General features: G+C 69.9%; 23 protein-coding genes. 12 read left to right on the top strand and 11 right to left on the bottom strand.

Translation table 11 applies throughout. The features are described from left to right. Positions 1–11 precede the first annotated feature (11 nt). From ILP86_RS03265 to ILP86_RS03255, 3 genes are read right to left on the bottom strand one after another with little or no spacing between them, the layout of a single operon-like run. Positions 12–677, bottom strand: a complete 666-nt coding sequence (locus ILP86_RS03265; RefSeq protein ID WP_127012618.1) for a response regulator transcription factor — start codon at positions 675–677, stop codon at positions 12–14. Then, on the bottom strand, positions 674–1,945 hold the full coding sequence (locus ILP86_RS03260) for a sensor histidine kinase (RefSeq protein ID WP_193761357.1): 1,272 nt from the start codon (positions 1,943–1,945) through the stop codon (positions 674–676). The genes ILP86_RS03265 and ILP86_RS03260 overlap by 4 nt, the downstream gene beginning before the upstream one ends. Positions 1,946–1,978: 33 nt before the next feature. After that, positions 1,979–2,740, bottom strand: coding sequence for a DUF998 domain-containing protein (locus tag ILP86_RS03255; RefSeq protein WP_156172627.1), 762 nt, complete (start codon positions 2,738–2,740; stop codon positions 1,979–1,981). Between the two features lie 125 nt (positions 2,741–2,865). On the opposite strand from ILP86_RS03255, the gene ILP86_RS03250 reads away from it, so the two are divergent. Next, on the top strand, positions 2,866–3,474 hold the full coding sequence (locus ILP86_RS03250; RefSeq protein WP_193761356.1) for a hypothetical protein: 609 nt from the start codon (positions 2,866–2,868) through the stop codon (positions 3,472–3,474). Positions 3,475–3,495: 21 nt separating this feature from the next. Here the strand turns inward: ILP86_RS03250 and ILP86_RS03245 are convergent, their stop codons facing one another. Together ILP86_RS03245 and ILP86_RS03240 are read right to left on the bottom strand one after the other, a co-directional pair. Further along, complete coding sequence (locus tag ILP86_RS03245; protein ID WP_193761355.1) at positions 3,496–3,882, bottom strand: hypothetical protein; 387 nt, start codon at positions 3,880–3,882, stop codon at positions 3,496–3,498. A gap of 22 nt (positions 3,883–3,904) precedes the next feature. Continuing rightward, on the bottom strand, positions 3,905–4,312 hold the full coding sequence (locus tag ILP86_RS03240; protein WP_061015686.1) for a DUF6157 family protein: 408 nt from the start codon (positions 4,310–4,312) through the stop codon (positions 3,905–3,907). A gap of 70 nt (positions 4,313–4,382) precedes the next feature. On the opposite strand from ILP86_RS03240, the gene ILP86_RS03235 reads away from it, so the two are divergent. The 4 genes from ILP86_RS03235 to ILP86_RS03220 all read left to right on the top strand — a co-directional run bounded on the left by ILP86_RS03235 (position 4,383) and on the right by ILP86_RS03220 (position 11,081). Then, positions 4,383–8,963 (top strand): ATP-dependent helicase, encoded by a 4,581-nt coding sequence (locus tag ILP86_RS03235; RefSeq protein WP_193761354.1) that lies wholly within the window; start codon positions 4,383–4,385, stop codon positions 8,961–8,963. A 23-nt stretch (positions 8,964–8,986) separates the two neighbouring features. Continuing rightward, the gene (locus ILP86_RS03230; protein WP_193761353.1) at positions 8,987–9,820 is read left to right on the top strand and encodes an EI24 domain-containing protein; all 834 of its coding nucleotides are present in this window, start codon (positions 8,987–8,989) and stop codon (positions 9,818–9,820) included. After that, a complete protein-coding gene (locus ILP86_RS03225) occupies positions 9,820–10,593 on the top strand; it encodes a DNA-formamidopyrimidine glycosylase family protein (RefSeq protein ID WP_058632373.1) in 774 nt (257 codons plus the stop codon). Before ILP86_RS03230 ends, ILP86_RS03225 begins: the two co-directional genes overlap by 1 nt. Before the next feature lie 80 nt (positions 10,594–10,673). After that, on the top strand, positions 10,674–11,081 hold the full coding sequence (locus tag ILP86_RS03220; protein ID WP_017829277.1) for a DapH/DapD/GlmU-related protein: 408 nt from the start codon (positions 10,674–10,676) through the stop codon (positions 11,079–11,081). A gap of 23 nt (positions 11,082–11,104) precedes the next feature. Here ILP86_RS03220 and ILP86_RS03215 read toward each other — a convergent pair whose 3' ends face one another. Together ILP86_RS03215 and ILP86_RS03210 are read right to left on the bottom strand one after the other, a co-directional pair. Further along, entirely contained in the window at positions 11,105–11,764 is a 660-nt protein-coding gene (locus ILP86_RS03215; RefSeq protein WP_061015694.1) for a response regulator transcription factor, read from the bottom strand. Next, positions 11,757–13,001, bottom strand: a complete 1,245-nt coding sequence (locus ILP86_RS03210; RefSeq protein WP_193761352.1) for an ATP-binding protein — start codon at positions 12,999–13,001, stop codon at positions 11,757–11,759. Before ILP86_RS03210 ends, ILP86_RS03215 begins: the two co-directional genes overlap by 8 nt. 114 nt (positions 13,002–13,115) lie before the next feature. Between ILP86_RS03210 and ILP86_RS03205 the strand changes: the two genes are divergently transcribed. The 4 genes from ILP86_RS03205 to ILP86_RS03190 are packed head-to-tail and all read left to right on the top strand — an operon-like array spanning position 13,116 to position 16,524. After that, complete coding sequence (locus ILP86_RS03205; protein ID WP_193761351.1) at positions 13,116–14,705, top strand: PspC domain-containing protein; 1,590 nt, start codon at positions 13,116–13,118, stop codon at positions 14,703–14,705. After that, positions 14,705–15,016, top strand: a complete 312-nt coding sequence (locus tag ILP86_RS03200; RefSeq protein WP_058632370.1) for a hypothetical protein — start codon at positions 14,705–14,707, stop codon at positions 15,014–15,016. The genes ILP86_RS03205 and ILP86_RS03200 overlap by 1 nt, the downstream gene beginning before the upstream one ends. A gap of 10 nt (positions 15,017–15,026) precedes the next feature. Further along, complete coding sequence (locus tag ILP86_RS03195; protein ID WP_113680106.1) at positions 15,027–15,767, top strand: substrate-binding domain-containing protein; 741 nt, start codon at positions 15,027–15,029, stop codon at positions 15,765–15,767. Between the two features lie 40 nt (positions 15,768–15,807). After that, complete coding sequence (locus tag ILP86_RS03190; RefSeq protein WP_127012625.1) at positions 15,808–16,524, top strand: GMP synthase; 717 nt, start codon at positions 15,808–15,810, stop codon at positions 16,522–16,524. 1 nt (position 16,525) lies between these two features. Here ILP86_RS03190 and ILP86_RS03185 read toward each other — a convergent pair whose 3' ends face one another. Continuing rightward, the gene (locus ILP86_RS03185; protein WP_046747748.1) at positions 16,526–16,996 is read right to left on the bottom strand and encodes a hypothetical protein; all 471 of its coding nucleotides are present in this window, start codon (positions 16,994–16,996) and stop codon (positions 16,526–16,528) included. Beyond that, on the bottom strand, positions 16,993–18,207 hold the full coding sequence (locus tag ILP86_RS03180) for a cation:proton antiporter (RefSeq protein WP_113680414.1): 1,215 nt from the start codon (positions 18,205–18,207) through the stop codon (positions 16,993–16,995). Before ILP86_RS03180 ends, ILP86_RS03185 begins: the two co-directional genes overlap by 4 nt. A 116-nt stretch (positions 18,208–18,323) precedes the next feature. Here ILP86_RS03180 and purU point away from each other — a divergent pair, with 116 nt between their 5' ends. Then, on the top strand, positions 18,324–19,175 hold the full coding sequence (gene purU, locus ILP86_RS03175; RefSeq protein WP_046747746.1) for a formyltetrahydrofolate deformylase: 852 nt from the start codon (positions 18,324–18,326) through the stop codon (positions 19,173–19,175). A 136-nt stretch (positions 19,176–19,311) separates the two neighbouring features. Here purU and ILP86_RS03170 read toward each other — a convergent pair whose 3' ends face one another. Continuing rightward, entirely contained in the window at positions 19,312–20,358 is a 1,047-nt protein-coding gene (locus ILP86_RS03170; protein WP_193761350.1) for a nitronate monooxygenase family protein, read from the bottom strand. Positions 20,359–20,428: 70 nt separating this feature from the next. On the opposite strand from ILP86_RS03170, the gene ILP86_RS03165 reads away from it, so the two are divergent. Further along, positions 20,429–20,701: a DUF6412 domain-containing protein gene (locus tag ILP86_RS03165; RefSeq protein WP_046747744.1), complete on the top strand. Its 273-nt coding sequence runs from the start codon at positions 20,429–20,431 to the stop codon at positions 20,699–20,701. 66 nt (positions 20,702–20,767) lie between these two features. Further along, complete coding sequence (locus ILP86_RS03160) at positions 20,768–21,547, top strand: membrane protein insertase YidC (protein WP_046747743.1); 780 nt, start codon at positions 20,768–20,770, stop codon at positions 21,545–21,547. Here the strand turns inward: ILP86_RS03160 and ILP86_RS03155 are convergent. Continuing rightward, complete coding sequence (locus ILP86_RS03155) at positions 21,519–22,436, bottom strand: DMT family transporter (protein WP_127012629.1); 918 nt, start codon at positions 22,434–22,436, stop codon at positions 21,519–21,521. The two genes, ILP86_RS03160 and ILP86_RS03155, sit on opposite strands and share 29 nt — an antisense overlap. Positions 22,437–22,455 lie beyond the last annotated feature (19 nt).

The raw sequence follows: 22,455 nt of genomic DNA, 5'->3' as shown, positions 1-22,455 counted from the left end.
GTCGCACCCCGTCAGACCAGACCGATCTCGTACGCGAGGATGACGGCCTGCACGCGGTCACGCAGATCGAGTTTCAGCAGCACCCTGCCGACATGGGTCTTCACGGTCGACTCGGACACGAAGAGGCTCTCACCGATCTCGGTGTTGTTGTACCCCTTGGCGATGGCGAGGAACACGTCGCGCTCCCGCTCGGTCAGCACGTCCAGGCGCGCATCGCCACGCTCCGCCTGTCGGGGCAGGCGTGTGGCGAACAGATCGAGCATCGACCGGGTGACACGCGGCGAGACCAGAGCATCACCGGCGGCGATCGCCCTGATCGCCGCCGTCAGCTGCGCGGGCGGAGTGTTCTTCAACAGGAAACCACTCGCTCCCGCACGAAGGCTCCCGAACGCGTACTCGTCGAGGTCGAAGGTCGTGAGCACCAGCACCCTGCTCGACGGAGTGCCCCTGACGATGCGCCTGGTCGCCTCGATGCCGTCCATCTCCGGCATCCGGATGTCCATCAGGATCACGTCGGGGCGCAGATCCGCGGCCATGTGCACAGCCTCGGCTCCTGATGCTGCCTCGCCGACGACCTTCATGTCGTCTTCGGCGTCGAGCACCATCCTCATCCCTCGCCGGATCAACTCGTGATCGTCGACGATGAGCACCCGGATCGGGGTCGGTTCCTCGGTCATCGCTGGTCCTCCTGTTCGGGGATCTCCACCCGCACGCGCCATCCGCCATCGGGCAGAGGTCCGGTCTGCACTGTTCCGCCGGCCAGCCGCGCCCGCTCACGCACGCCGACGAGCCCGCGACCGGACCCCACCGAGGCGGCGGGTGGTCCCGGCTGCCCGTCGTCGGTGACCTCGATCACGAGAACGTCGTCGCGGAAGTCGAGCAGCACCCGCACCTCACGCGGATCCTTCGCGTAGCGCAGCGCGTTCGTGAGCGCCTCCTGCACGATGCGGTGGATCGTGTTCTGCAGAGCGGGCGACGAAGGCGCACTCCCCTCCGTGCGCACCGACACGGGGAGCCCCGCCGTGCGGAAGGTCTCGACGAGAGGCACGAGCTCGGCAAGTCCAGGATTCGGCCGCAACGAACCGTCTTCTTCGCTCTCCGCCGTGTCGTCGCCCAGAGCACCGAGCAGCTGCCGCATCTCGACGAGCGACTGCCGCCCGATCTCGCCGATCTCCTGCACGGCGTCCCTCGACCGCTGCGGGTCCTTCTCGGCCAGGGCATCCGCACCGTCTGCGAGCGACACCATCACCGACACGCTGTGCGCCACTACATCGTGGATCTCGCGCGTGATCCTGGCGCGCTCGGCCAGAGTCGCGATCCGTGCCTGCTGATCGCGTTCACGGGCGAGCTGATTGGCGCGATCGAGGATCGCTCCGATATACCGCCGCCGGTCACCCACGTTGACTCCGAGGAGGGCAGCGATCAGCATCACGGCGAGGAACAGCACGCTCGTGGGCACCGAGACGAAGAGACGTTCCGGAGCGGGTTCGCGCAGCCAGTCCAGGGCAGGGAGGACGAGGACCCCTCCCACCACGGTGATGCCGAACGCGATCCAGCCGCTGCGATTCGACCGGTAGACGAACAGCGCGTAGACCGCGAGGCCGACCCCGAACGTCTCGACGACGGTGTCGGTGACGAGCGCGACGACCGCACCCGCCCCGAACACCAGGTACGTGAGCCAGGGTCGATGGGAGCGCAACATCAGGGAGGCGGAGGTCACCACGCTCACGAACAGCGGGATCATGTACGGCCACGCGGGCGACCATGCGCCGGAGGACAGCGGAGTGACCAGGGACCAGAACGCACTCACGACCAGGTAGCCGGCGGCGAGGAGTCCGTCGAAGAGCCAGGGGTGCGTCTTCCAGAACCGCCCCAGCGCACCGGGAGGCCGAGGCAGACCCATCGCTCTGGCCTCTCCGGCGGCGACGGGTGCTGGCTCTCGCATGGGTCGACTCTACGCACCGCATCGTGGACTCCGTCAGCGAGAGACGACGAGGAGCGATCCGGTCGCGGTGCGACGCTCCCCCACCAGAGCGCCGGTCTTCTCCTTCGAGACCCGGACCCACGTCTGCCTGCGCGCCGCACCTGCACGCTGGGCGAACGCGGTGTCCATCCCGAGGATCGCGAGCCAGCCCATGCCGATCGTGGTCGCGACGAGCTCGAGGATGCTGCCGATATCGGTGCGGAACTGCAGCAGCGAGAGGAGGCCACCGGCCGCCGCGATCACCGCGGTCGAGATACCCGCCACCAAGGAGAGGATCCGCAGTGTGCGCCTCCCCTCGACGAACGACACCTGGAGCATCGCGAACGCGGCCAGCGCGAAGGCGAGGACGGCGACGGTCGTGTGCACGAGGTCCTGCCAGGTGAAGGCCGGGCCGACGGGAAGCGGGCATCCCGTCGTGCATGTGACCTGGGAGGCCACCAGGAACAGCGCGGACGCCATCGCCACCGAGAAGGACGGCGTCCAGATGCTCAGCCAGGGCACCGTCGACCGCAGTCCGCGCGCCGCCCACGCGACCGAGAGACCACCCACGACGAGGAGCAGCAGGGCGAGCTCGAACCATCCGGCCGTCGGCTCTCCGTCGGCTCCGAGGCCGCTCACGTACAGGACCCGGTCGATGCTCAGACGGGCGACCCAGATGATGCTCAGAGCAGCGGCGACGAGCACGCTTCCGACAATCGAGGCGATGACACGGAGAGCGCTGGCGGCGGGGTGGGGAAGGGTGTTCTCGACGGGCATAGGGCGACGGTAAAAGCGCAGGCCACCCCGTCGCGTCGGCCCGAAGTGCCCACTGTCAGGGGTCGTCGTACCTCAGTACGAGACACCCTGAAGTGTCCAGGCTGCCGCGCCGAGATAATGAGGCCGTGTCACGAAACCCCATGGACTTCCCTCTCAGCCCGCAGGAGCTGGGAGATCTCAAGTCCCGCCTTGCCGTCGAACCTCGCGATGACTCGACACGTCGTGCTCTGGTCGCCTGGTATCGGCGCAACGGTCACGAGGACCAGGCCGGGCGGTATGCCGTCGCGATCGAGAATCTCGCCACCGACGACGAGCTCCGGGCCTACGCCTCGATGCTCCGTGGCATCGGCGCCGACGATCGGCGGATGCGCGAACTCAGCCGCCTTCCCGACGACATCGAGATCGAGATTGAGACGAGAGTGAAGCAGAAGCTGAAAGCGGCGACGGCTGCGGCACGACGCAACGTCGTCGGCGACATCGCGGGATACTCGTGGACGGCCTTCGGCCTCATGGTCGTGATCGCGCTGATCTGGACATTCGTCGTCACGATCCAGGGCGACGCGAACGCGCGGGATCACGCACTGGTGTTGAGCACCGTCGCTCTGTTCGTGCTCGCCGCGACCTGCGGCGTGACGGCCATGGCATCCGCGCTCGAGAAGGCACGGGTCACTGCCACAGTCTTCGGCCTGCTGAGCGTCGCCGCGCTCACATTCGGCGTCCTGCTCTTCCCCTGATGACAGGGAGCGCACGCGAAGTCAGGTGTCGATCCAGACGGTCGCGTTGACAGCGGCGATCTTCTGGATGAGTGCGGGCCGGAGTGTCTGCGCACCGCGTCCGAACGTCATGAACAGCCGGACGAACGACGCCTCGTCGAACAGCACCTCGCGCGGCACATCTGACAACAGGTCCAGCAAGGTCGAGACGGAACTGTCGAGTGCATGCAGCCGTCGGTCTGCGTCGGGTTCGTCTACCCTGATCGTCCCGAGGTCGTACGATCGACCGCCGTCCTTCGCGTCGCCGATCCATTCGAACGCCGACAACTCGTCGATCGTCGACGGTGCGAAGACGGTCAGGGTAATGATCACCCAACCGAAATCGTCATCGTTGATGTCCGTCTCCGCTTCCTCTACCACCGCGGGCAACCCACCTTCTCATTCCGCGAACTCACGCCCGCCGACTCCGCATCGCCCGAGTGTGCGCGAGCGCGGGGTCTGCGGCGAGCGCCGTGTACTCCGCCGAGTCCCGCGGAACCAGAGCGACCCGACCCTCCGCGTCGTGGTGGACGCCCCATCCGTAGCGCTTTCCCAGCGGCGAGGAGCGCAGGCAGGGCTGTCCCTTCGAGAAGAACGACGCCCGTGCGGCAGTGTCGTCCACGGCGATGCCGTTGCGCAGCGCATACGTCTCGAAGATCACGTCGTCGGAGGTGCGCGCGTAGGGCTGCTCGGCGATCAGACGGTAATGCATCGCCGCGATCGAGGGCTTCTCGGCGACCGGCGGCTCGGTCGCGTGCGCGATCGGGCAGTCGTCGGCGACCTCGATGAACGTGTCGACGTAGTTCGTGGTGTGCGCCATTCCCCCAGCATCCTCCCTCCCGCCGACATCGTCACGCCCCGATGTCTGCGGCCTCGACGATGATGGAGGGATGAGCGACGTGCTCGACCGCTTCACTCCCGCCACGCAGGACTGGTTCCGGGGGGCGTTCCCCGCGCCCACTCCCGCGCAGGCGGGTGCCTGGAACGCGATCTCCGCCGGCAAGCACGCCCTCGTGGTCGCCCCGACCGGATCGGGCAAGACGCTGTCCGCGTTCCTGTGGGCGATCGACAGCGTGTTCCGCGAGCGCATGGGCGAGACCACGCCGTCGGCGAAGGGCGAGCCCCGAACGCGCATCCTCTACATCTCCCCCCTGAAGGCGCTCGGCGTCGACGTCGAGCGCAATCTCCGCTCCCCGCTGATCGGCATCGGCCAGTCGGCCAGACGGCTCGGGGTGACGGCCCCTGCGGTCACCGTCGGGGTGCGCTCCGGCGACACGACATCGAGCGACCGGCGAAAGCTGGTGTCCGATCCGCCCGACATCCTCATCACGACCCCCGAGTCGCTGTATCTCATGCTCACGAGCCGCGCGGGCGAGACGCTGCGTGGCGTGCACACCGTGATCATCGACGAGGTGCATGCCGTCGCCGCCACCAAGCGCGGAGCGCACCTCGCCGTCAGCCTCGAACGGCTCGACGCCCTGCGCCGCGCGAACGGCGTCGAGACACCGGCTCAGCGCATCGGCCTCTCCGCCACGGTGCGGCCGATCGACGAGGTGGCCCGGTTCCTCGGCGGCTCTGCCCCGGTCGAGATCGTGGCACCTCCCGCCTCCAAGACCTTCGAGCTCGGTGTGGTCGTCCCGATGGATGACATGACGAATCCGCCTCCACCGCCCGGAGTTCCGGGAGACACCGACGAAGCCGAATACTCCGAGGTCACCGGTTCGGTATGGCCGCACGTCGAGGAAGCGATCGTCGACCGCATCCTGCAGAACAACTCGACGATCGTGTTCGCCAATTCCCGTCGGCTGGCCGAGCGCCTCACCGGGCGACTGAACGAGATCTACTCCGAGCGGATCGGCTTACCCCTCCCCGATACGACCGTGCCCGCCGCGATGATGGCCCAGGCCGGAGCCACCGCGGGGGCCGATCCCGTGCTCGCGAAGGCGCACCACGGATCGGTGTCGAAAGAGCAACGGGCACAGGTCGAAGAGGAGCTCAAGTCGGGAGTGCTGCGCTGCGTCGTGGCGACGAGCAGTCTCGAGCTCGGCATCGACATGGGTGCCGTCGACCTCGTGATCCAGGTCGAGGCTCCGCCGTCTGCGGCCTCGGGTCTGCAGCGGGTCGGCCGCGCCGGGCACCAGGTGGGCGAGATCAGCCGGGCCGCCCTCTTCCCGAAGCACCGCGGCGACGTGCTGCACACCGCGATCGTGACCGAGCGCATGCTGGCGGGCAAGATCGAGGCGATCCAGGTGCCGCGCAACCCGCTCGACATCCTCGCCCAGCAGACCGTCGCGGCGAGCGCGCTGGGAGCTATCGGCGTCGAGGAGTGGTTCGAGACCGTTCGCCGATCGGCGCCGTTCCAGGCGCTTCCGCGTTCGGCGTACGAGGCGACGCTCGATCTGCTGGCGGGCCGCTTCCCCTCGGACGAGTTCGCCGAACTGCGGCCACGCCTCGTGTGGGATCGTGACGCCGGCACGCTGACGGGAAGGCCGGGGGCACAGCGCATCGCGGTGACCAGCGGCGGCACGATCCCCGACCGCGGCCTGTTCGGCGTGTTCGTCGCGGGCGAGACGACCGGCGCCAGGGTCGGCGAGCTCGACGAGGAGATGGTCTACGAGTCGCGGGTGGGCGATGTGTTCACGCTCGGCACGACGAGCTGGCGGATCGCCGAGATCACGCACGACCGCGTGAACGTGATCCCCGCTTACGGGCAGCCGGGCAAGGTGCCGTTCTGGCACGGCGACGGCATCGGTCGGCCGTTCGAACTGGGCGAGGCGCTGGGGGCTTTCTCGCGCGAGGTCTCGGCGGCGACGCCCGAGAAGGCGGCACAGCGGCTCATCGATGCGGGGCTCGACGAGCAGGCACGGGCGAACCTCATGGCCCATCTGACCGAACAGCGCGAGGCGACGGGCACGCTCCCCACCGACCGCACCCTCACCGTCGAGCGCGGCCGCGACGAGGTCGGCGATTGGCGGGTGATCCTGCACTCGCCCTACGGGATGAAGGTGCACGCGCCCTGGGCTCTGGCGATCAACGCCCGGGTGCGCGAACGTCTCGGCGTGGAAGGATCGGCGGTCGCGAGCGAGGACGGCATCATCGTGCGCATTCCCGATGCCGAGGCGGAACCGCCCGGGGCCGAATTGTTCGTGTTCGACCCCGAGGAGCTGGAACTCCTGGTCACCCAGGAGGTCGGCGGCTCCGCGCTGTTCGCCTCCCGCTTCCGCGAATGCGCGGCCAGGGCGCTGCTCATGCCCCGCATGAACCCGAACAAGCGCACACCGCTGTGGCAGCAGCGGCAGCGGTCGGCCCAACTGCTCGAGGTCGCCAGGCGCCATCCGACGTTCCCGGTGATCCTGGAGACCCTGCGCGAGGTGCTGCAGGATGTCTACGATCTGCCGTCGCTGCGCAAGCTCGCGACATCGATCGCCGACCGACGCATCCGCCTGGTCGAGACCGAGCCGGGCCAGCCGTCGCCATACGCCCGCGACCTGCTGTTCGGCTACGTGGGCGCGTTCATGTACGAAGGAGACTCTCCGCTCGCCGAACGGAGGGCGGCCGCGCTCTCGGTCGACCCCGCTCTGCTCGGGGAGCTGCTGGGCACGGTCGAACTGCGGGAACTGCTCGACCCCGACGTGATCGCGCAGTTCGAACGCGAGGCCCAGCGTCTCGATCCCGACCGCCGCGCACGAGGCCTCGAGGGCGTCGCGGACCTGCTCCGGATGCTCGGCCCGCTCGACGCCGAAGAGGTCACTGCGCGCATCGACCCCGAATCGACAGCAGGTGCCTCGGCAGCCGCTCTGCTGGACGACCTCGTCACCGCGCGACGGGCGATCCCCGTCACGATCGCCGGAGCGACCAGGGTGGCAGCGATCGAGGATGCCGGTCGGCTGCGCGATGCGCTCGGCGCAGCGCTGCCCACGGGAATCCCGGTGGCGTTCCTCGAACCGGTCGCAGATCCGCTCGGCGACCTCGTGGCTCGCCATGCCCGCACGCACGGGCCGTTCACGACAGATGCCGTCGCCTCCCGATTCGGGCTCGGTGCCGCCGTCGCGCGGCATACGCTGCAGCGGCTCGAGACGGCAGGACGGCTCACGAGCGGGTACTTCCTGCCCGAGGCGGCAGGCAGCGGCGACGCGGTCGAGTGGTGCGACTCCGAGGTGCTGCGTCGGCTCCGGATGCGCTCGCTGGCGGCCATCCGCGGTTCGGTCGAGCCGGTCTCTCCCGAGGCGTACGCACGGTTCCTCCCGGATTGGCAGCACATCGGTCGTCCGCTCGAAGGCGTCGACGGCGTGCTGAACGTGATCGAGCAGTTCGCCGGTGTACCGATCCCCGCGAGTGCGTGGGAGTCGCTGATCCTGCCCTCCCGCGTGCGCGACTACTCCCCGGCGATGCTCGACGAACTGACGGCATCGGGGGAGGTCATCTGGTCCGGACACGGCACCCTCCCGGGACGGGACGGCTGGGTGTCGCTGCATCCGGCCGACATCGCGCCCTTCACCCTCCCGGAGCGCGACACCGAGATCGCGTCCGACTCCCTGGAGTCGCGCATCCTCATCGCGCTCGACGTCGGGGGTGCCTACTTCGCCGGACAGCTGAAAGACATGGCGGCGGCCGAGAACGAGCAGTCGGTGCTCGAAGCGCTGTGGTCTCTGACCTGGGCGGGCTACGTCACCAACGACACCTTCGCCCCCATCCGCTCGCTCCTCACCGGCGGCTCGCAGGCGCACAAGGTCAAACGCCGTGCGCCCCGCGCCCGCACCTACCGCGGGGTGTCCTTCACCGGGACCGCGGCACCCCGCCCGCCCTCGATCGGCGGCCGCTGGTCGCTGCTGCCGGCGCTCGAGACCGATCCTGCCCGCCGGGCGACCGTCACCGCAGGGCTCCTGCTCGACCGCTACGGCGTCGTCACGCGCGGCGCCGTGCAGGCTGAGGGTGTTCCCGGCGGCTTCGCCCAGGCCTATCGGGTGCTCGCGGGCTTCGAAGAGGCGGGGCATTGCCGCCGGGGCTACGTGATCGAGAAGCTCGGAGCTGCGCAGTTCGCCGCGTCCGGCACCGTCGACCGGTTGCGCACCTATGCGGGCCTCGCGGATCCGCCGCCGCGCAAGGCCGTGACCCTCGCGTCGACCGATCCGGCGAACCCGTACGGCGCCGCCCTCGGCTGGCCCAAGCTCGACGGGGTCTCGCATCGTCCAGGGCGCAAAGCGGGCGGTCTGGTCGTGCTCGTCGACGGTGCACTGGTGCTGTCCCTCGAACGCGGCGGACGCACCGTGCTGTCGTTCAGCGACGACGCCGAGGTGCTGCGCGCCGCGGCCTCCGACCTCGCGGCCACCGCGCGCGCCCGTCGCCTCGACACGCTCACCGTCGAGAAGATCAACGGCGAGGGCGTCTACGGCACTGAACTCGCCCTCGCACTGCAGGAGTCCGGCTTCGTGGCGACCCCTCGCGGATACACGCTCCGCAAGGTCGTCTGAGCACTACGCCTACGCTGGAAGCCATGATCCGCGAGTTCGCCACCGGTATCCGCACACTGCTGCGCGGCTTCGGGCTGTGGCGCACCCGGCCGGGACTCATGCTGCTCGGACTGGTCCCCGCGATCATCGCATTGCTCCTGCTCGCTGCCGCGCTCGTACCGCTGATCATCGGTCTGCCGTCGGTCTCCACGTGGCTGACGCCGTTCGCCGAGGGGTGGCTGGAACCGTGGCGCGGCCTGCTGCGGTCTGCGGTGAGCTTCGTGATCGTCGCGGCCGCGCTCGCCCTGGCCAGCGTGGTCTTCAGCGCCCTCACCCTGACCATCGGCGATCCGTTCTACCAGCGCATCTGGCATGCGGTCGAGGCCGACCTCGGCGACGCTCCCCCAGCCGACGGTGGCAGCTTCTGGACCACTCTCGGCGAGGGACTCCGCCTGGTTCTGCTCGGCATCCTGATCGCGATCGTCGTGCTCCTCATCGGTCTGATCCCTGCCGTCGGCGGGTTCTTCGGCCCCATCGCCGGAGTCGTCCTGACCGGTCGACTGCTGGCCCGAGAGCTCACGGGTCGAGCCTTCGATGCCCGCGATCTCAGCCCCGCCCAGCGCGCTGCCCTGTTCTCGGGCAGCCGGGCGCGGGTTCTCGGCTTCGGAGTGGCGACACAACTCTGCTTCCTGATCCCTGGCGGGGCCGTCGCGATCATGGCGGCCGCCGTGGCCGGAAGCACGATGCTCGCGCGAGACATGCTCGCGCGAGCCGGATTCGCCACGTCCCCCACCACGCTGCCCACCACACCGCCCGTCGCGCCGCCCACCGCGTCGCCGCGCACCCCGCCGCCGCCCACTCCCATCGGCGCCCCCTGATGCCCGAGGGCGACACCGTCTTCCGCACGGCACGACGACTCGACGAAGCTCTGGCCGGCGCGGAGGTCACCCGATTCGACCTGCGCGTGCCCCGATTCGCCACGCTCGACCTGACCGGCCAGCCGGTGCATGCCGTGATCCCCCGCGGCAAGCATCTGCTCATGCGCATCGGCGACAGCACCCTGCATTCGCATCTGCGTATGGACGGCGCGTGGTTCACCTATCGCCCCGGCGAGAAGTGGCGGCACCCGGCGTTCAAGGTGCGTGCGATCGTCGGTACGCCGCGGGGCGAAGCCGTGGGCGTCGACATCGCCGAGATCGAGGTCGTCCCCACCCGTGACGAGGATCAGCTCGTCGGTTACCTCGGACCTGATCCGCTCGCCGACGACTGGGATGCGGCAGAGGCAGTCCGACGTCTCGAGGCCGACGCCCGCAGCATCCACGTCGCCCTCCTCGATCAGCGCAACGTCGCGGGATTCGGCAACGAGTACGCCGCAGAACTCCTGTTCCTCCGAGGAATCCTGCCGACCAGACCGACGCCGGAGGTCGATGTCGCCGCTCTCCTCGACCTCGGTGTGCGCACGATCCGCGCCAACCGGGACCGCCGTCACCGCACCTTCACCGGCGTCGATCGGCCCGGCCAGGGCACCTGGGTGTACGGCCGCGCCGGACGTCCGTGCCGACGCTGCGGCACCTTGATCCGGCGGGGCGAGCAGGGCGCCGATCCGACCCGCGAACGCATCACCTTCTGGTGCCCCTCCTGTCAGCACTGACCACATCCATCCGCGGGAATGAATCCGCCCCTGTCGTGGTTGTTGATATATCCGGAGAACTCCGGAGCACGGGAGGAATCGTGGGCAAGAACTACGTCGACATCGAGAACGACCAGGGCGCGACGCTGCGGTATCGCAAGCACGCGAACGGCCGGGGTCTCGTCGCGCATGGCGCGAAGGTGCACCCGAAGGCACACATCGAGGCGGGTGCCTATATCGAACCGGGGGCGCGCGTCGGTGCCGGCGCGACCATCGCCCGCGGTGCCTGGATCGACGAAGACGCCGTGATCGGCGAAGGCGCGTTCGTGGACGCGCACGCGCACGTCGGCCATGGCGCGGCGATCGGCGATCACGCCTACGTGGGCGTCCGCACCGACATCGGTGCCGGAGCGCGCATCGTCCGCGGTGCCAGGATCGGCGACGACGAGACGGTCGCGGCCGGACTCACCATCGCGACGGATCAGAAAGGTCTGTGGCTCGCGGCCTGAGCGACCTCACCCGAGCGGTGCGCTCACAACAGCCGCCGCTCGGAGGCCCATGCCGTGAGTTCGTGTCGTGAGGAGAGCTGAAGCTTGCGCAGCACCGACGACACATGCGTCTCGACCGTCTTGATCGAGATGAACAGCTCCGACGCGACCTCTTTGTACGCGTAGCCCCGAGCGATCAGGCGCATGACCTCCTGCTCGCGTGCCGAGAGCCGGTCGAGTTCGTCGGTCGCTGTCGCGGTCTCACCGGCGACCGCCCCGAAGGCGTCGAGCACGAAGCCGGCAAGCCTCGGCGAGAAGACCGCATCACCCTCGGCCACGGCCCGCACCGCGCTGCTGACCTCGACGCCGGATGAGCCCTTCGTGATGTAACCCCGCGCGCCGGCGCGGATCACCCGCACCACGTCGGCCGCGGCGTCGGACACGCTCAACGCGAGGAAGCGGGCATCGGTCGGAGACGACCCGCGGATCACCGCCTCACCTCCGGCCGCGTCCTCGCCGTCGCCGCCCGGGAGATGCACGTCGAGGAGCACGACATCCGGTCGCGTCTCGCCGATCACCGAGATCGCCGACGGCACGTCTGCCGCTTCGCCCACCACATCGACGCTCGCATCGAGGTCTGCGCGCAGGCCGGAGCGGAAGATCGAGTGATCGTCGACGATCACGACACGGATGATCTCAGCCATGGTGCTCCTCCCGAGCCGTCGCACGCGGTACCGGCCGCTCCTGGTTGGACGGTGTCATGATGCGCAGATGCACCTCTGTGCCGCTCTCGTCGCTGCGAACCCCTCCACTGCCACCCGCACGGCGCATCCGTCCGATGATCGACTCGCGCACGCCCAACCGATCGCTGGGCACCTCATCGAGCTGGAATCCCGGGCCCCGATCGCGGATGAACACATCGACGCCTGACACGCTCCCCTCGATGTACACCGAGATCTCGCCTCCTGCGTGGCGGGCCGCGTTCAGGATCGCCTCCCTGGCGGCGGCGGCGAGCTCTCCGCTCGCCCGCTCTGTCGACAGGCCGGCGGAGACCACGTCGATGCGCACCGGGTAGTCGAGCTCCAACGCTCCGGCATAGTCGCGCAGGTCGGTCGGAAGATCACTGTCGGCCGGAGCATCGCCGTCGTACAACCAGGCACGCAGCTCGCGCTCCTGCGCCCTGGCGAGGCGCGCAGCTTCGCTGGAAGCTCCCGCCCTGTTCTGGATCAGCGCCAGTGTCTGCAGCACCGAGTCGTGCAGGTGGGCGGCCATCTGGCTGCGCTGCTCCTCGCGGATGCGGCGCACCCGCTCACCGGACAGCTCGCGCCATCGGGGTATCAACGACGAGGACACCACGGCCGCCAGCCCGACCAGCGGGAGCAGCACCAGCGCCACGCCCGACCGGGCCACCGGCCAGGACAGCAGGATCGTGAACAGCAGGGCCAGCAGGACGATCGAGAGGATCCGGATGCACAGCGTGTGCCGTGGCCCCCGTGCGGTGTCGGTGCTGTCGATCAGCGTCGCCCAGAGCCCGGCGCCGGTCGCGAAGACCACCGTTCCGCCGACGACGACCGCCGCGACATCGGGAGGGATCGACCCGGTCAGCCAGTCGCTGCCGCCACGCCACACCAGCACGACGAGGACCCCCACGGCCGCGGGAGCCAGCAGCAGCCACGCCACGGGCATCCGTCTGGTCGGTGCGTCCTCACCCTCCGCCCACGGCGTGAACATCCAGCACCAGGCGTAGAGCAGCACCCCTGCACCGCCGCACAGCGCGAGGGCGATGAACAGAGCGCGCACCATCCACGGCCGTGCGCCCAGGTGGCGTGCGAGTCCGGCACTGACGCCGGCGACCAGGCAGTCGCGATCGCGGGTCAACGACGGGCGCGGTGGAGCGGCGACGCGCGGAGGTCGCGCGGGAGCGTGCGCCGAAGAGGACATGTCGCCATCCAATCATCCGCGCCGATGCTCCGGGGGCTCCCCCGGCGAGAATCAGGGGTCGCTCAGGGGTTCCCCCCATGGCACAGCGCCCCGCGCCACCGCCAGGATCGAAGCATGACGATTCCGACTGCGCCTCCGCCCCCTGCCGATCCAGACGCTCCGGCCGTCGGCGGTCCCGGCACGGGCACCCCGCGCGGCGCCGACCGCTTCCTGCTCTGGGTCGCCGGTCTCGGCGTCGCCCGCTCCGAGGGCTGGCTGGGTGGCGTCGCCGCCGGTATCGCCGCACGCCTGCGGATCGACCCGCTCATCGTGCGAGGGGTGCTGGTGGTGGCCGCGCTCTTCGGACTGCCGGGGATCTTCCTGTACGCCGCCGCGTGGGCGCTGCTGCCCGACATCGATGGACGGGTGCACCTGCACGACCTGCTGCGTCGCGACTACCAGCCCGTGCAGTGGGGCATCCTGGCGATGGCCGTCATCGGGCTGTTCCCGACCGCTCCGCTCGCTGGCCGCCTGTTCGGGCTCGGTTACGGCGACTGGTCGGCCCTCTCCCTCCTCAGCTGGATCGTCGGGCTCGTGCTCGTCGCCGGCCTGCTCTTCCTGATCGTGCGTGCTGCCAGCCGCACCCCGGGCGCTTCCGCGTCTGATCTGCCGACGGCTTCCGCAGATCAGACGGCCCCGGCCGCGTCCGCCCCCCTCGCCGGTTCGGGTACCGCCGAGGGGGCGGACGCCACTCTCTCCGCCGCCGCGGAATCCGACGCCGGCGTCGCAGCAGAGCCGATGTCACCGGATCCCGCACTCGGCGCGATCCCGCCGGCACCGCCGGCCCCTCTGCCGCCCGGTTCGCAGGATCCCGCAGCCCTCGAAGCCTGGCGCGCCCAGCATGCCGCGTGGAAGGAACAGGATCAGGCGTGGCGGCGCCAGCAGCAGGACGTCGAGCGCGCCGCCCGCGACCAGCTGCGCCGTGAGCGCCAGGCCGAGGCCGCCGTGTTCGCCGCCGAAGCCGCCGAACGCCGTCGCATCCGCCGGGAGTCGAACCCGCGCGCCGGATTCGCGTTCGTGGCGACGATGGTGGGGCTCGCGATCATCACCGGTGCTGCCGTGGGACTGGCGACCGGCGCAGCCCAGCTCGGCGGAGCTCTCGGCCTCCTCGCCGCAGCCCTGATGCTCGCGCTCGGGATGATCGTCGCCGGGGCGTTCCGTCGGCGCAGCGGTTTCCTGGCCTTCGTGACGGTCATCACCCTCGTCGGCGGACTCGTGGCCGGGGCGTTCTCCACGCTGCAGGATCTGACCTTCGGATGGGCCTCGATCACCAACAGCCGCGAGCAGCACATCCGTCAGCCGTTCGGCGACCTCTCCGTCACCCTCTATCAGCACGACGGCGCGCCGCGACCGATCGTGATCGAGAAGTCCTCCGGGGGGACGTACATCTATGTCGATCCCGGCGTCGAGCTGCAGCTCCGAGCGACGGTGGACACGGCATCCGTGACCTGGACCCGCGTGGAGGGCGACTCGGGAACGATCGTCGACTCCGGCACATGGCTCGGCACGCGTGACGGAGACGAGCGCGCAGGAGAGGAGGCGGTGATCGTGCAGAGCATCTCGGCCGACACCGCCTCCCCGACGACCATCCAACCGATCACCCTCGATCAGAACAGCGGTGACATCTCCATCACCGTCGCCGAGCCCGCGAAGGAAGACCAGTGATGAGCGTTCCGTCGATCACCGAGACCACCGCCGTGCCCCGCACCCGCTGGGCGGCCATCATCTGGGGGCTCCTGTTCGCCGCGATCTCGGCGACAGCCCTCTGGATGCTGGCAGACGCCGACCGCCGCGATGCAGCCGCCGACGCCCTGCTGGCCCTCACCCCGACGGCCGCCGTCACGGTCGCGCTCCTGACCGTCGGCGTGCTGCTCCTGGTCGGCGGAGCCGCCGGACTCGTCCGTCGCGCGCAGCGGAAGCTCTCCACCACGAGCCCTGCTGCGCCGACGGAGGTGCCGGGCACTCCCGCCGAGTAGCCTTGACCGCATGGCGAACCAGGGAAGACGCCCCGCGAAGGGCACAGGCCGCGGAACACCGGTACGCCGAAACAAGGCAGCGCCCGCGGAGCGGTATCCCCCGCAGAAGCCGAAGAAGCCCACCTCCAAGGTCGTCTTCGATGCCCCGCAGCCCGAACCGGAAGCGCCGCGCACCTTCCGCCTCGGCGCTGTGCCTGGAGCGACCCCCGGCAAGTGGATCGACGCCTGGAAGCAGCGGATGCCGCGTGTGCCGCTCGAGCTCGTGACGATCGACCCGGCCGCCCAGCGCGATGCACTCGACCGCGTCGATGCGGCGCTCCTTCGTCTGCCCCTCACCGACGAGTCGCTGCACATCATCCCCCTGTACGACGAGGTCCCGGTCGTCGTCGCAGCGGTCGATTCGCATCTGATGGCCGCGGAGCAGCTCACCGCGGCCGACCTCGAAGGCGAGGTCGTGATCGCGCTGACCGACGATGTCCTGGGTTCTCCCGTGTTCCCGGGGACTGTCCCGGCGACCTTCGATCCCCTTCCCACCGACGAGGCGATCGCGACGGCGGCATCCGGCGTCGGCATCGTCGTCGTCCCGATGTCTCTCGCGCGTCTGCACCATCGCAAGGACGCCGATCACCGCGTCCTCGCGCACGGACCGACCTCGACCGTCGCGCTGGTGTGGCCGCGAGAGCGCACCACGGCCGACGTCGAGACGTTCGTGGGCATCGTCCGCGGTCGCACGGCGAACTCCTCGCGGTGACCGCGTCTGCTGGGCCACGCGCGCTCGTTAGAATCTCCTGATGGCCTCGCTTCTCTACGTCTGCGTGCGACCCGAGACCGGGGCGGCGGATGCCGAGCATGCCTCCTTCCGTCGGGCGCTGGGCGTCGACGTGGTCGACCGGCTCGATCTGCTGCACGGGGCGTTGCCGATGGAACGCCTGCGGGGATATCGCGGCATCGTCGTCGGCGGCTCGCCGTTCAACGTCTCCGATGCGGTGAAGTCCGCCGAGCAGCTTCGCGTCGAGGCCGACCTCCGCACGCTGGCCGACGCGGCGATGGCCGCCGAGGTCGCGGTGTTCTTCACCTGCTTCAGCATCGGTGTCGTCACCCGCATGCTCGGCGGCGAGGTGGTGACCGACACTCCGGAGCCCGCGAGCGCCACGGTCATCGAGACCACGCAGGCGGGCGCGGCCGATCCAGTGTTCGGACCCAGCGGCTCCGCTCTGACGGTCTTCACGGCCCATAAGGAGAGCGCGGCGGCGACCCCGCCCGGCGCCGTGCTGCTGGCCACGAACGAGGCCTGCCCCGTGCAGGCGTACCGCGTGGGCACGCATCTCTACGCCGCTCAGTTCCACCCAGAGCCCACGCCTCGCGATTTCGCCGACCGGATGACGTTCTACCGCACCACCGGCTACTTCGACCCCGACGAGTTCGACGCCGTGCAGCAGCAGGTTCTCGCAGCCTCGGTCACCGAGGGTGCGGCCCTGCTGCGACGCTTCGCCGAGACCTTCGCCTGAATCAGCTCGACGCCGAGTCGCGGAGCAGCGGTACGCGCTCGCGCAGGTATGCCTCCAACGGCATGAATCCTCCCGCGGTGCTCCAGCGCACGGAGGGCACGCCGTCGACCTGAGCGAGCGGACCGGATGAACCTCCGGCGTCCACGGCGTCGACGTCGACGACACTCCATCCCACATGCACGACATCGCCCTCGTCGAAGCCGCCGCGCAGCGCCTCGGCCCTGCGCTCCGCCCGCTCCCTGGCCGACTCGGCCGTGTAGCCGCGACGCCCCGGGTCCGCCGCGCGCAGGACCTCGGCCGTCGCCAGCGCATGTGTCTCGGTCAGCAGCAGCACACCCAGGTGCCACGCCTCACCGACCCTGACGATGCGACGCCCGCGCCAGCGCGAATCGCGCTGTTCGCCGAGCCCTTCCTTCGGAGCGCCCTTCAGGTCGTGCACGGCCTGTGTCAGCAGCGCGGATGCGGTGGTCACAGCTCTCCCTGTCGTGTCTTGTCGGCCAGTCGCGGGCCCACGACCTCCGCGCGGTCGCCACGGAGCGTCATCCCGATCAGGGGATACAGCAGCACGGACAGCATTCCGGCTCCGACGAGCGCCGCAGCCGTGCCGGTGTCGAGCATCTTCTGATCCACACCGATGGCGGTGACAGCCACGATGATCGGCAGGCCCGTCGCGGCGAGCAGTCCGAGGGCCGCGCGGTCGCGCACGCTCATCCCCGCCGGCGCCGAGAGCTGCGCCGCGGATCCGCGGATCACGAGCAGAGCGATCAGGAAGACGGGCACCAGCCCCAGCGCCGTCGGCGAAGACAGCAATGCCTGCAGATCGAACGTGACCCCGGTGTAGAGGAAGAAGATCGGCACGAGGAAACCGAAGGCGATCGCCTCGATCTTGCTCTCGACCTCTTCCGCGTCCTTCTTCGGTGCACGCGCCATGATGATGCGCCAGACCGCCCCGGCCACGAAAGCCCCGAGCAGCATGTCGAGATCGAGCATGACGCTCAGCCCGACGAGAGCGGCGATGAGCAGGATCACGAAGCGCACGCCGAACTGATCCGAGGTGTGCAGTGTCGCCCGCACGATGCCGTGCAGCCGCCCGTGCGGGACGCGGTGCGCCAGCAGCACCGCGAGCCCGGCGAGCACCACGAAGGTCAGCAGCACGGCCGTGGCGATCGGCGTGGTCCGCGTGCTGAGGAAGATCGAGATCGCGATCAACGGGAGGAACTCGCCCACCGCGCCGATCGCGCTGATGGCACGGCCGAAGGGGGTGTCGAGCTCGCGGGCATCGCGCAGGATCGGCATCAGGGTGCCCAGCGCCGTGGAACTGAGCGCGATGCCGACCACCACCATCCCCTCTCCCGGCGCGAAGAAGAAGCCCAGGCCTATGCCCAGGAGCACGCTGAGCAGCCAGCCCAGAGAGGCGCGCGCGAGCGGCTTGCCCGCCACCATCTTGAAGTCGATCTCGGTTCCGGCGACGAAGAACAGCAGCGCGAGGCCGAAATCGCTGAGCTTCTCCAGCAGCGGTCCCGGTTCGACCCAGCCGAAGACAGCGGGACCGACGAGGATGCCGAGCACGAGCTCGAACACCACGATGGGCACCCGGACCACCGGTCGCACGCCGCGTGCGAGAAGCGGCGCCGCCACGGCGAGCAGCGGGATCAGCACGAGGCCGAGGTCACTCGCATTCATGCTCTCAGGGTAGGTGAGAGCGGTGCAGTGCGCAGGCAGTGCAGCGGGTGATCTTTCGCGATTCGCCCGCTCGGCGCATCCACGGCAGAATCGATGCACACCCTCGAGGAGCCCCCATGTCTCAGCCCGATACCGCCCGCCTGCTCATCGCCTGCGACGACCAGCCCGGCATCGTCGCCGCCGTCGCCGGCGTGCTCGCTCATCACGGCGCGAACATCATCTCGCTCGATCAGCACTCGACCGACTCCGAGGGCGGACGCTTCTTCCAGCGCACGGTCATCCACCTCGACGGTCTGGCAGCGGCGCGCCCGGCACTCGAAGCCGACATCGCGGCCGTCGCCGAGCGCTTCGGCATGGAGTGGTCGCTGCACGACGTGGCCCGCCGCAAGCGCGTCGCGATCTTCGTCTCGAAGTACGATCACTGCCTCATGGAGCTGCTGTGGCGTACGCAGCGCGGACAGCTCGACATCGACATCACCATGGTCGTGTCCAACCACCCCGACCTGGCCGAGGCCGTCCGCTCGTTCGGTGTGCCGTTCGTGCACATCCCCTCCGGCGACAAGGCCGCCATGGAGGATCGTCAGCTCGAACTGCTGCGCGGGAACGTCGACCTCGTCGTGCTCGCCCGCTACATGCAGATCCTCTCCGACGACTTCATCACGCGCCTCGAAGCTCCGGTCATCAACATCCACCACTCGTTCCTGCCCGCGTTCATCGGAGCGAACCCGTACGCTCGCGCCAAGGACCGTGGCGTCAAGCTGATCGGCGCGACCGCGCACTACGCGACGGCGGATCTCGACGAGGGACCGATCATCGAACAGGACGTCACGCGCGTCACCCACTCCGAGTCGGCCGCCGAGCTGCAGAGTCGCGGTGCCGACGTCGAGCGCCTCGTGCTCGCCCGCGCCGTGCAGTGGCACGCCGAGGATCGCGTGATCGTGCACGGCAAGTCCACCGTGATCCTCTAGCCCGGTCGTTCCCGGGAGGACGCGGGTCAGTCGCGGTCGCTCAGGATATCGACCGCGAGCCCGTGGGAGGCCGCTGACAGGCGTCGGTCATTCGTCCACAGCTCGGAGCAGCCCGCGATCCGGGCCGCAGCGAGGGTCACGGCGTCGCCGGGAGCCCTGCCATCAGCTCGGCGAAGACCTCGGCAGCCGAGCCATGACGCACCAGCGGCGCGGCCTGCCCCATCCACAGCGACTGCAGCGCGCCCAGGTTCTGCTCCCCCGCCGCGGTGCGGAAGCGCCCTGTCAGCCAGTTCTGCATCGGGAACGGCGCGATCGTGCCGCTCGCCTCGATCGCCCGCACCACACGGTTGCGGGCGCCGCGAGCCAGGCGTCCGCTCATCGCACGTGTGAGCACGGTCTCGTCGGCGGCGGTGGATCGGATCGCGTCGCGGTGCGCTTCGTTCGCGGCCGACTCCGCGGTGGCGAGGAACGCCGTCCCCACCTGCACTCCCGCCGCGCCCAGGGCGAACGCCGCCGCCACCCCGCGACGATCGGCGACACCTCCTGCCGCGATCACGGGCACCCCGACCGCGTCGACCATCTGAGGCACCAGCGCGAACGTCCCGACCAGCGACTCCTCCGCTGAACGCAGGAATGCGACCCGATGACCCGCGGCCTCGGCGCCGCTCGCCACCACGGCGTCCACGCCCGCTGCGTCGAGCGCGACGGCCTCAGCCACCGTGGTCGCCGTGCCGACGATGAGGATGCCGCGGCGATGCGCCTCCTCGATCAGGTCGTCCGACGGCACGCCGAACACCACGCTGAGCACGGCGGGCTCGATCTCCCAGACGGCCTCGAGCTGTTCGTCCAGGGTCGGGGCGTACCGCTCCGGCCGCGCGGGGACGTCCATGCCCACGGCTTCGTAGAACGGCTGCAGGGCCTGCGCGAACACGGTGTGCTGCGGGTTCGGCTCGACCTCGTCTCCCATCGGAAGCCAGACGTTCACCGCATAGGGCCGGTCGGTCAGGGCACGCAGCTCGGCCCCGGTCGCACGGATGCGATCGCCGTCGTAACCGTAGAGTCCGAACGACCCCAGTCCACCCGCGTTGCTGACCGCGGCGGTGAGCGCGGTCGAGGAGAGCCCGCCGAACGGGCCGAGAACGATCGGATGCTCGATCCCGAGCAGGGTGCGAAGGTCACTCATGCTTCGACGTTACGCCCGCGGGCGACCCCGAGGCCGCGGTGATACCCTCGTCGCAGGAAGGGGTGCGCACATGAGCGAGTGGTTCGGGCAGATGCTGAGCTTCGTCGCGACCGCGATCGGCCTCGTGTCGATGCCCGACGCAACGGCCCTCGGCCTCGCGATCGCGCTGCTCGCCGTGACCGCCCTCACGCTCGCCATCGTGCTGAGCGTGCACCCCGAGGCCACAGCCGACGCCCCGCATCCGCTGCGGGCCATAGACGTCGGCACCCTCCTCACGCAGAGTGACCCCGATGCCGCCGGGCATCCGCGCCCTCGGGCGCCGGGAGTCGCGACCGCCGCGTAGTCCGTTCGCACGACGGGACAGCGCGGCCTTCGCCGACCCTTCCCGGCGCCACGAACGGACACTCTCTTGGACATCTTCGCTTTCCCTCCTCTCGCCGCCCTCCTCGACGCCGCCTACGGCGCCATGACCGGGCTCTCCGACCTCCTCACCCCTCTCGCCGGCGCCGCGGCCGCAGCACTCGCCGTGGTGCTCGTCACCCTGCTGGTGCGGGCGCTGCTCATCCCGGTGGGCATATCCCAGGCCAAGGCCGAACAGACCAGGGCGCGTCTCGCCCCGAAGCTGCGTGAGCTGCAGCGCCGCCACAAGAAGAACCCCGAGCGCCTGCAGAAGGAGACGTTGGCGCTCTACAAGGCCGAGAACACGTCGCCGTTCGCGGGGATGCTCCCGGTGCTGGCGCAGGCCCCCGTCGTCGGCATCCTGTACACGCTGTTCCTCCGTCCCGAGATCGCCGGTCATCCGAACGAACTGCTCGCGCACGACCTGTTCGGCGCCCCGCTGGGGACGAGCCTGGTCTCCGCGCTCTTCGGCGGCACGGCGACGCCCGCCACGTTCCTGGTGTTCGGAGTGCTGCTGGCGGTCATGGTCGCGGTCGCCGAGGTCACCCGCCGCGTGTTCCGTCCCACTCCGGTCGAGGGTGACGACTCCCCGTTGAACTCGCCCACGATGCTGCGCGTCGTCTCGGCGACGCACTACCTCACAGCGGTCTTCGCCGCATTCGTGCCCCTCGCCGCTGCGCTCTACCTCACCGTCACGGTGGTGTGGACGCTCGTCCAGCGCGTCATCCTGCGTCGGCGCTTCCCGCTGCCGACTCCGACGGTCAATCGGGCAGCGGTATCGGCGCGGTGAAGGGACCGGAGGGGCCGCCGTCGCGACGGTCCCTCCGCACGCCGAGCGTGGTGCCGACGCTCGCGGCGATCACGAGAGCGATGGCGAGCATGCGCAACGGCGTCGCATCCTGACCGAGGATGAGCCAGCCGGCGAGGGTGGCGAACGCCGGCTCCAGGCTCAGCAGCACCCCGAAGACGCGCTGCGGAAGCCGCCGCAGCGCCGCGAGCTCGAAGCTGTACGGGATGACCGACGACAGCACCGCGGTGATCGCCGCGAGCAGCAGGAGCTGCGGGTCCATCGCCACGGTCGACACAGCGGGAACGCCGACCGGGATCAGCAGCACGGCCGCGACCACGAGTCCCATCGCCAGGCCGCTGCTGCCGGGGATGAGGGCGCCGACGCGGGCGCTCATCCGGATGTACATGGCCCAGAATCCGGCGGCGATGAGGATGAACACGACCCCGAGCGGATCGAGCGGCTCGGCCCCGATCAGCCCGTCGATGCCGAGGACGACCATGCCCAGCAGGGCGATGCCGACCCAGGCGAAATCTCTGAGCTTCCGGGTGAGCACGGCGGCGAGGACGAGCGGTCCGAGGAACTCGATCGCGACGGCGGGCCCCAGCGGGATGCGATCGATCGCGGCGTAGAAGAAGCCGTTCATCGCCGCCAGCGAGACACCGAAGAGCACGGCGGCAAGCCACTGCGCGCGGGTCCACTTCCCCGGTCGCGGCCGCACGATGACGACGAGCAGCACCGCGGCGATCGCCACGCGCAGCGAGGTCACCCCCCACGGTCCGAGCACCGGGAAGAGCTGGGCCGCGACAGCAGCGCCGAAGGGAAGCGAGAGGCAGGAGCCGATGACGAGCACGACCCCCACGAGGGGACCGGACGCGGTGGGCTTCTGCACCAGACAAGCTTAGGCGGCG

The organism is Microbacterium sp. R1, assembly GCF_015159725.1.
GTDB classification, from domain to species: Bacteria; Actinomycetota; Actinomycetes; order Actinomycetales; family Microbacteriaceae; genus Microbacterium; species Microbacterium oxydans.
The sequence above is the reverse complement of the archived record's forward strand: the minus strand, read 5'-3'. Positions and strand labels throughout refer to the sequence as shown.

What these genes read in the sequence shown, in the direction of transcription:
- ILP86_RS03215 (WP_061015694.1), bottom strand. Translation starts at nt 11,764, where the DNA reads ATGGCTGAGATCATCCGTGTCGTGATCGTCGACGATCACTCGATCTTC.
- ILP86_RS03180 (WP_113680414.1), bottom strand. Translation starts at nt 18,207, where the DNA reads ATGAATGCGAGTGACCTCGGCCTCGTGCTGATCCCGCTGCTCGCCGTG.
- ILP86_RS03230 (WP_193761353.1), top strand. Translation starts at nt 8,987, where the DNA reads ATGATCCGCGAGTTCGCCACCGGTATCCGCACACTGCTGCGCGGCTTC.
- ILP86_RS03190 (WP_127012625.1), top strand. Translation starts at nt 15,808, where the DNA reads ATGGCCTCGCTTCTCTACGTCTGCGTGCGACCCGAGACCGGGGCGGCG.
- ILP86_RS03170 (WP_193761350.1), bottom strand. Translation starts at nt 20,358, where the DNA reads ATGAGTGACCTTCGCACCCTGCTCGGGATCGAGCATCCGATCGTTCTC.
- ILP86_RS03240 (WP_061015686.1), bottom strand. Translation starts at nt 4,312, where the DNA reads ATGGCGCACACCACGAACTACGTCGACACGTTCATCGAGGTCGCCGAC.
- ILP86_RS03205 (WP_193761351.1), top strand. Translation starts at nt 13,116, where the DNA reads ATGACGATTCCGACTGCGCCTCCGCCCCCTGCCGATCCAGACGCTCCG.
- ILP86_RS03255 (WP_156172627.1), bottom strand. Translation starts at nt 2,740, where the DNA reads ATGCCCGTCGAGAACACCCTTCCCCACCCCGCCGCCAGCGCTCTCCGT.
- ILP86_RS03235 (WP_193761354.1), top strand. Translation starts at nt 4,383, where the DNA reads ATGAGCGACGTGCTCGACCGCTTCACTCCCGCCACGCAGGACTGGTTC.
- ILP86_RS03195 (WP_113680106.1), top strand. Translation starts at nt 15,027, where the DNA reads ATGGCGAACCAGGGAAGACGCCCCGCGAAGGGCACAGGCCGCGGAACA.
- ILP86_RS03210 (WP_193761352.1), bottom strand. Translation starts at nt 13,001, where the DNA reads ATGTCCTCTTCGGCGCACGCTCCCGCGCGACCTCCGCGCGTCGCCGCT.
- ILP86_RS03265 (WP_127012618.1), bottom strand. Translation starts at nt 677, where the DNA reads ATGACCGAGGAACCGACCCCGATCCGGGTGCTCATCGTCGACGATCAC.
- ILP86_RS03260 (WP_193761357.1), bottom strand. Translation starts at nt 1,945, where the DNA reads ATGCGAGAGCCAGCACCCGTCGCCGCCGGAGAGGCCAGAGCGATGGGT.
- purU (WP_046747746.1), top strand. Translation starts at nt 18,324, where the DNA reads ATGTCTCAGCCCGATACCGCCCGCCTGCTCATCGCCTGCGACGACCAG.
- ILP86_RS03165 (WP_046747744.1), top strand. Translation starts at nt 20,429, where the DNA reads ATGAGCGAGTGGTTCGGGCAGATGCTGAGCTTCGTCGCGACCGCGATC.
- ILP86_RS03200 (WP_058632370.1), top strand. Translation starts at nt 14,705, where the DNA reads ATGAGCGTTCCGTCGATCACCGAGACCACCGCCGTGCCCCGCACCCGC.
- ILP86_RS03225 (WP_058632373.1), top strand. Translation starts at nt 9,820, where the DNA reads ATGCCCGAGGGCGACACCGTCTTCCGCACGGCACGACGACTCGACGAA.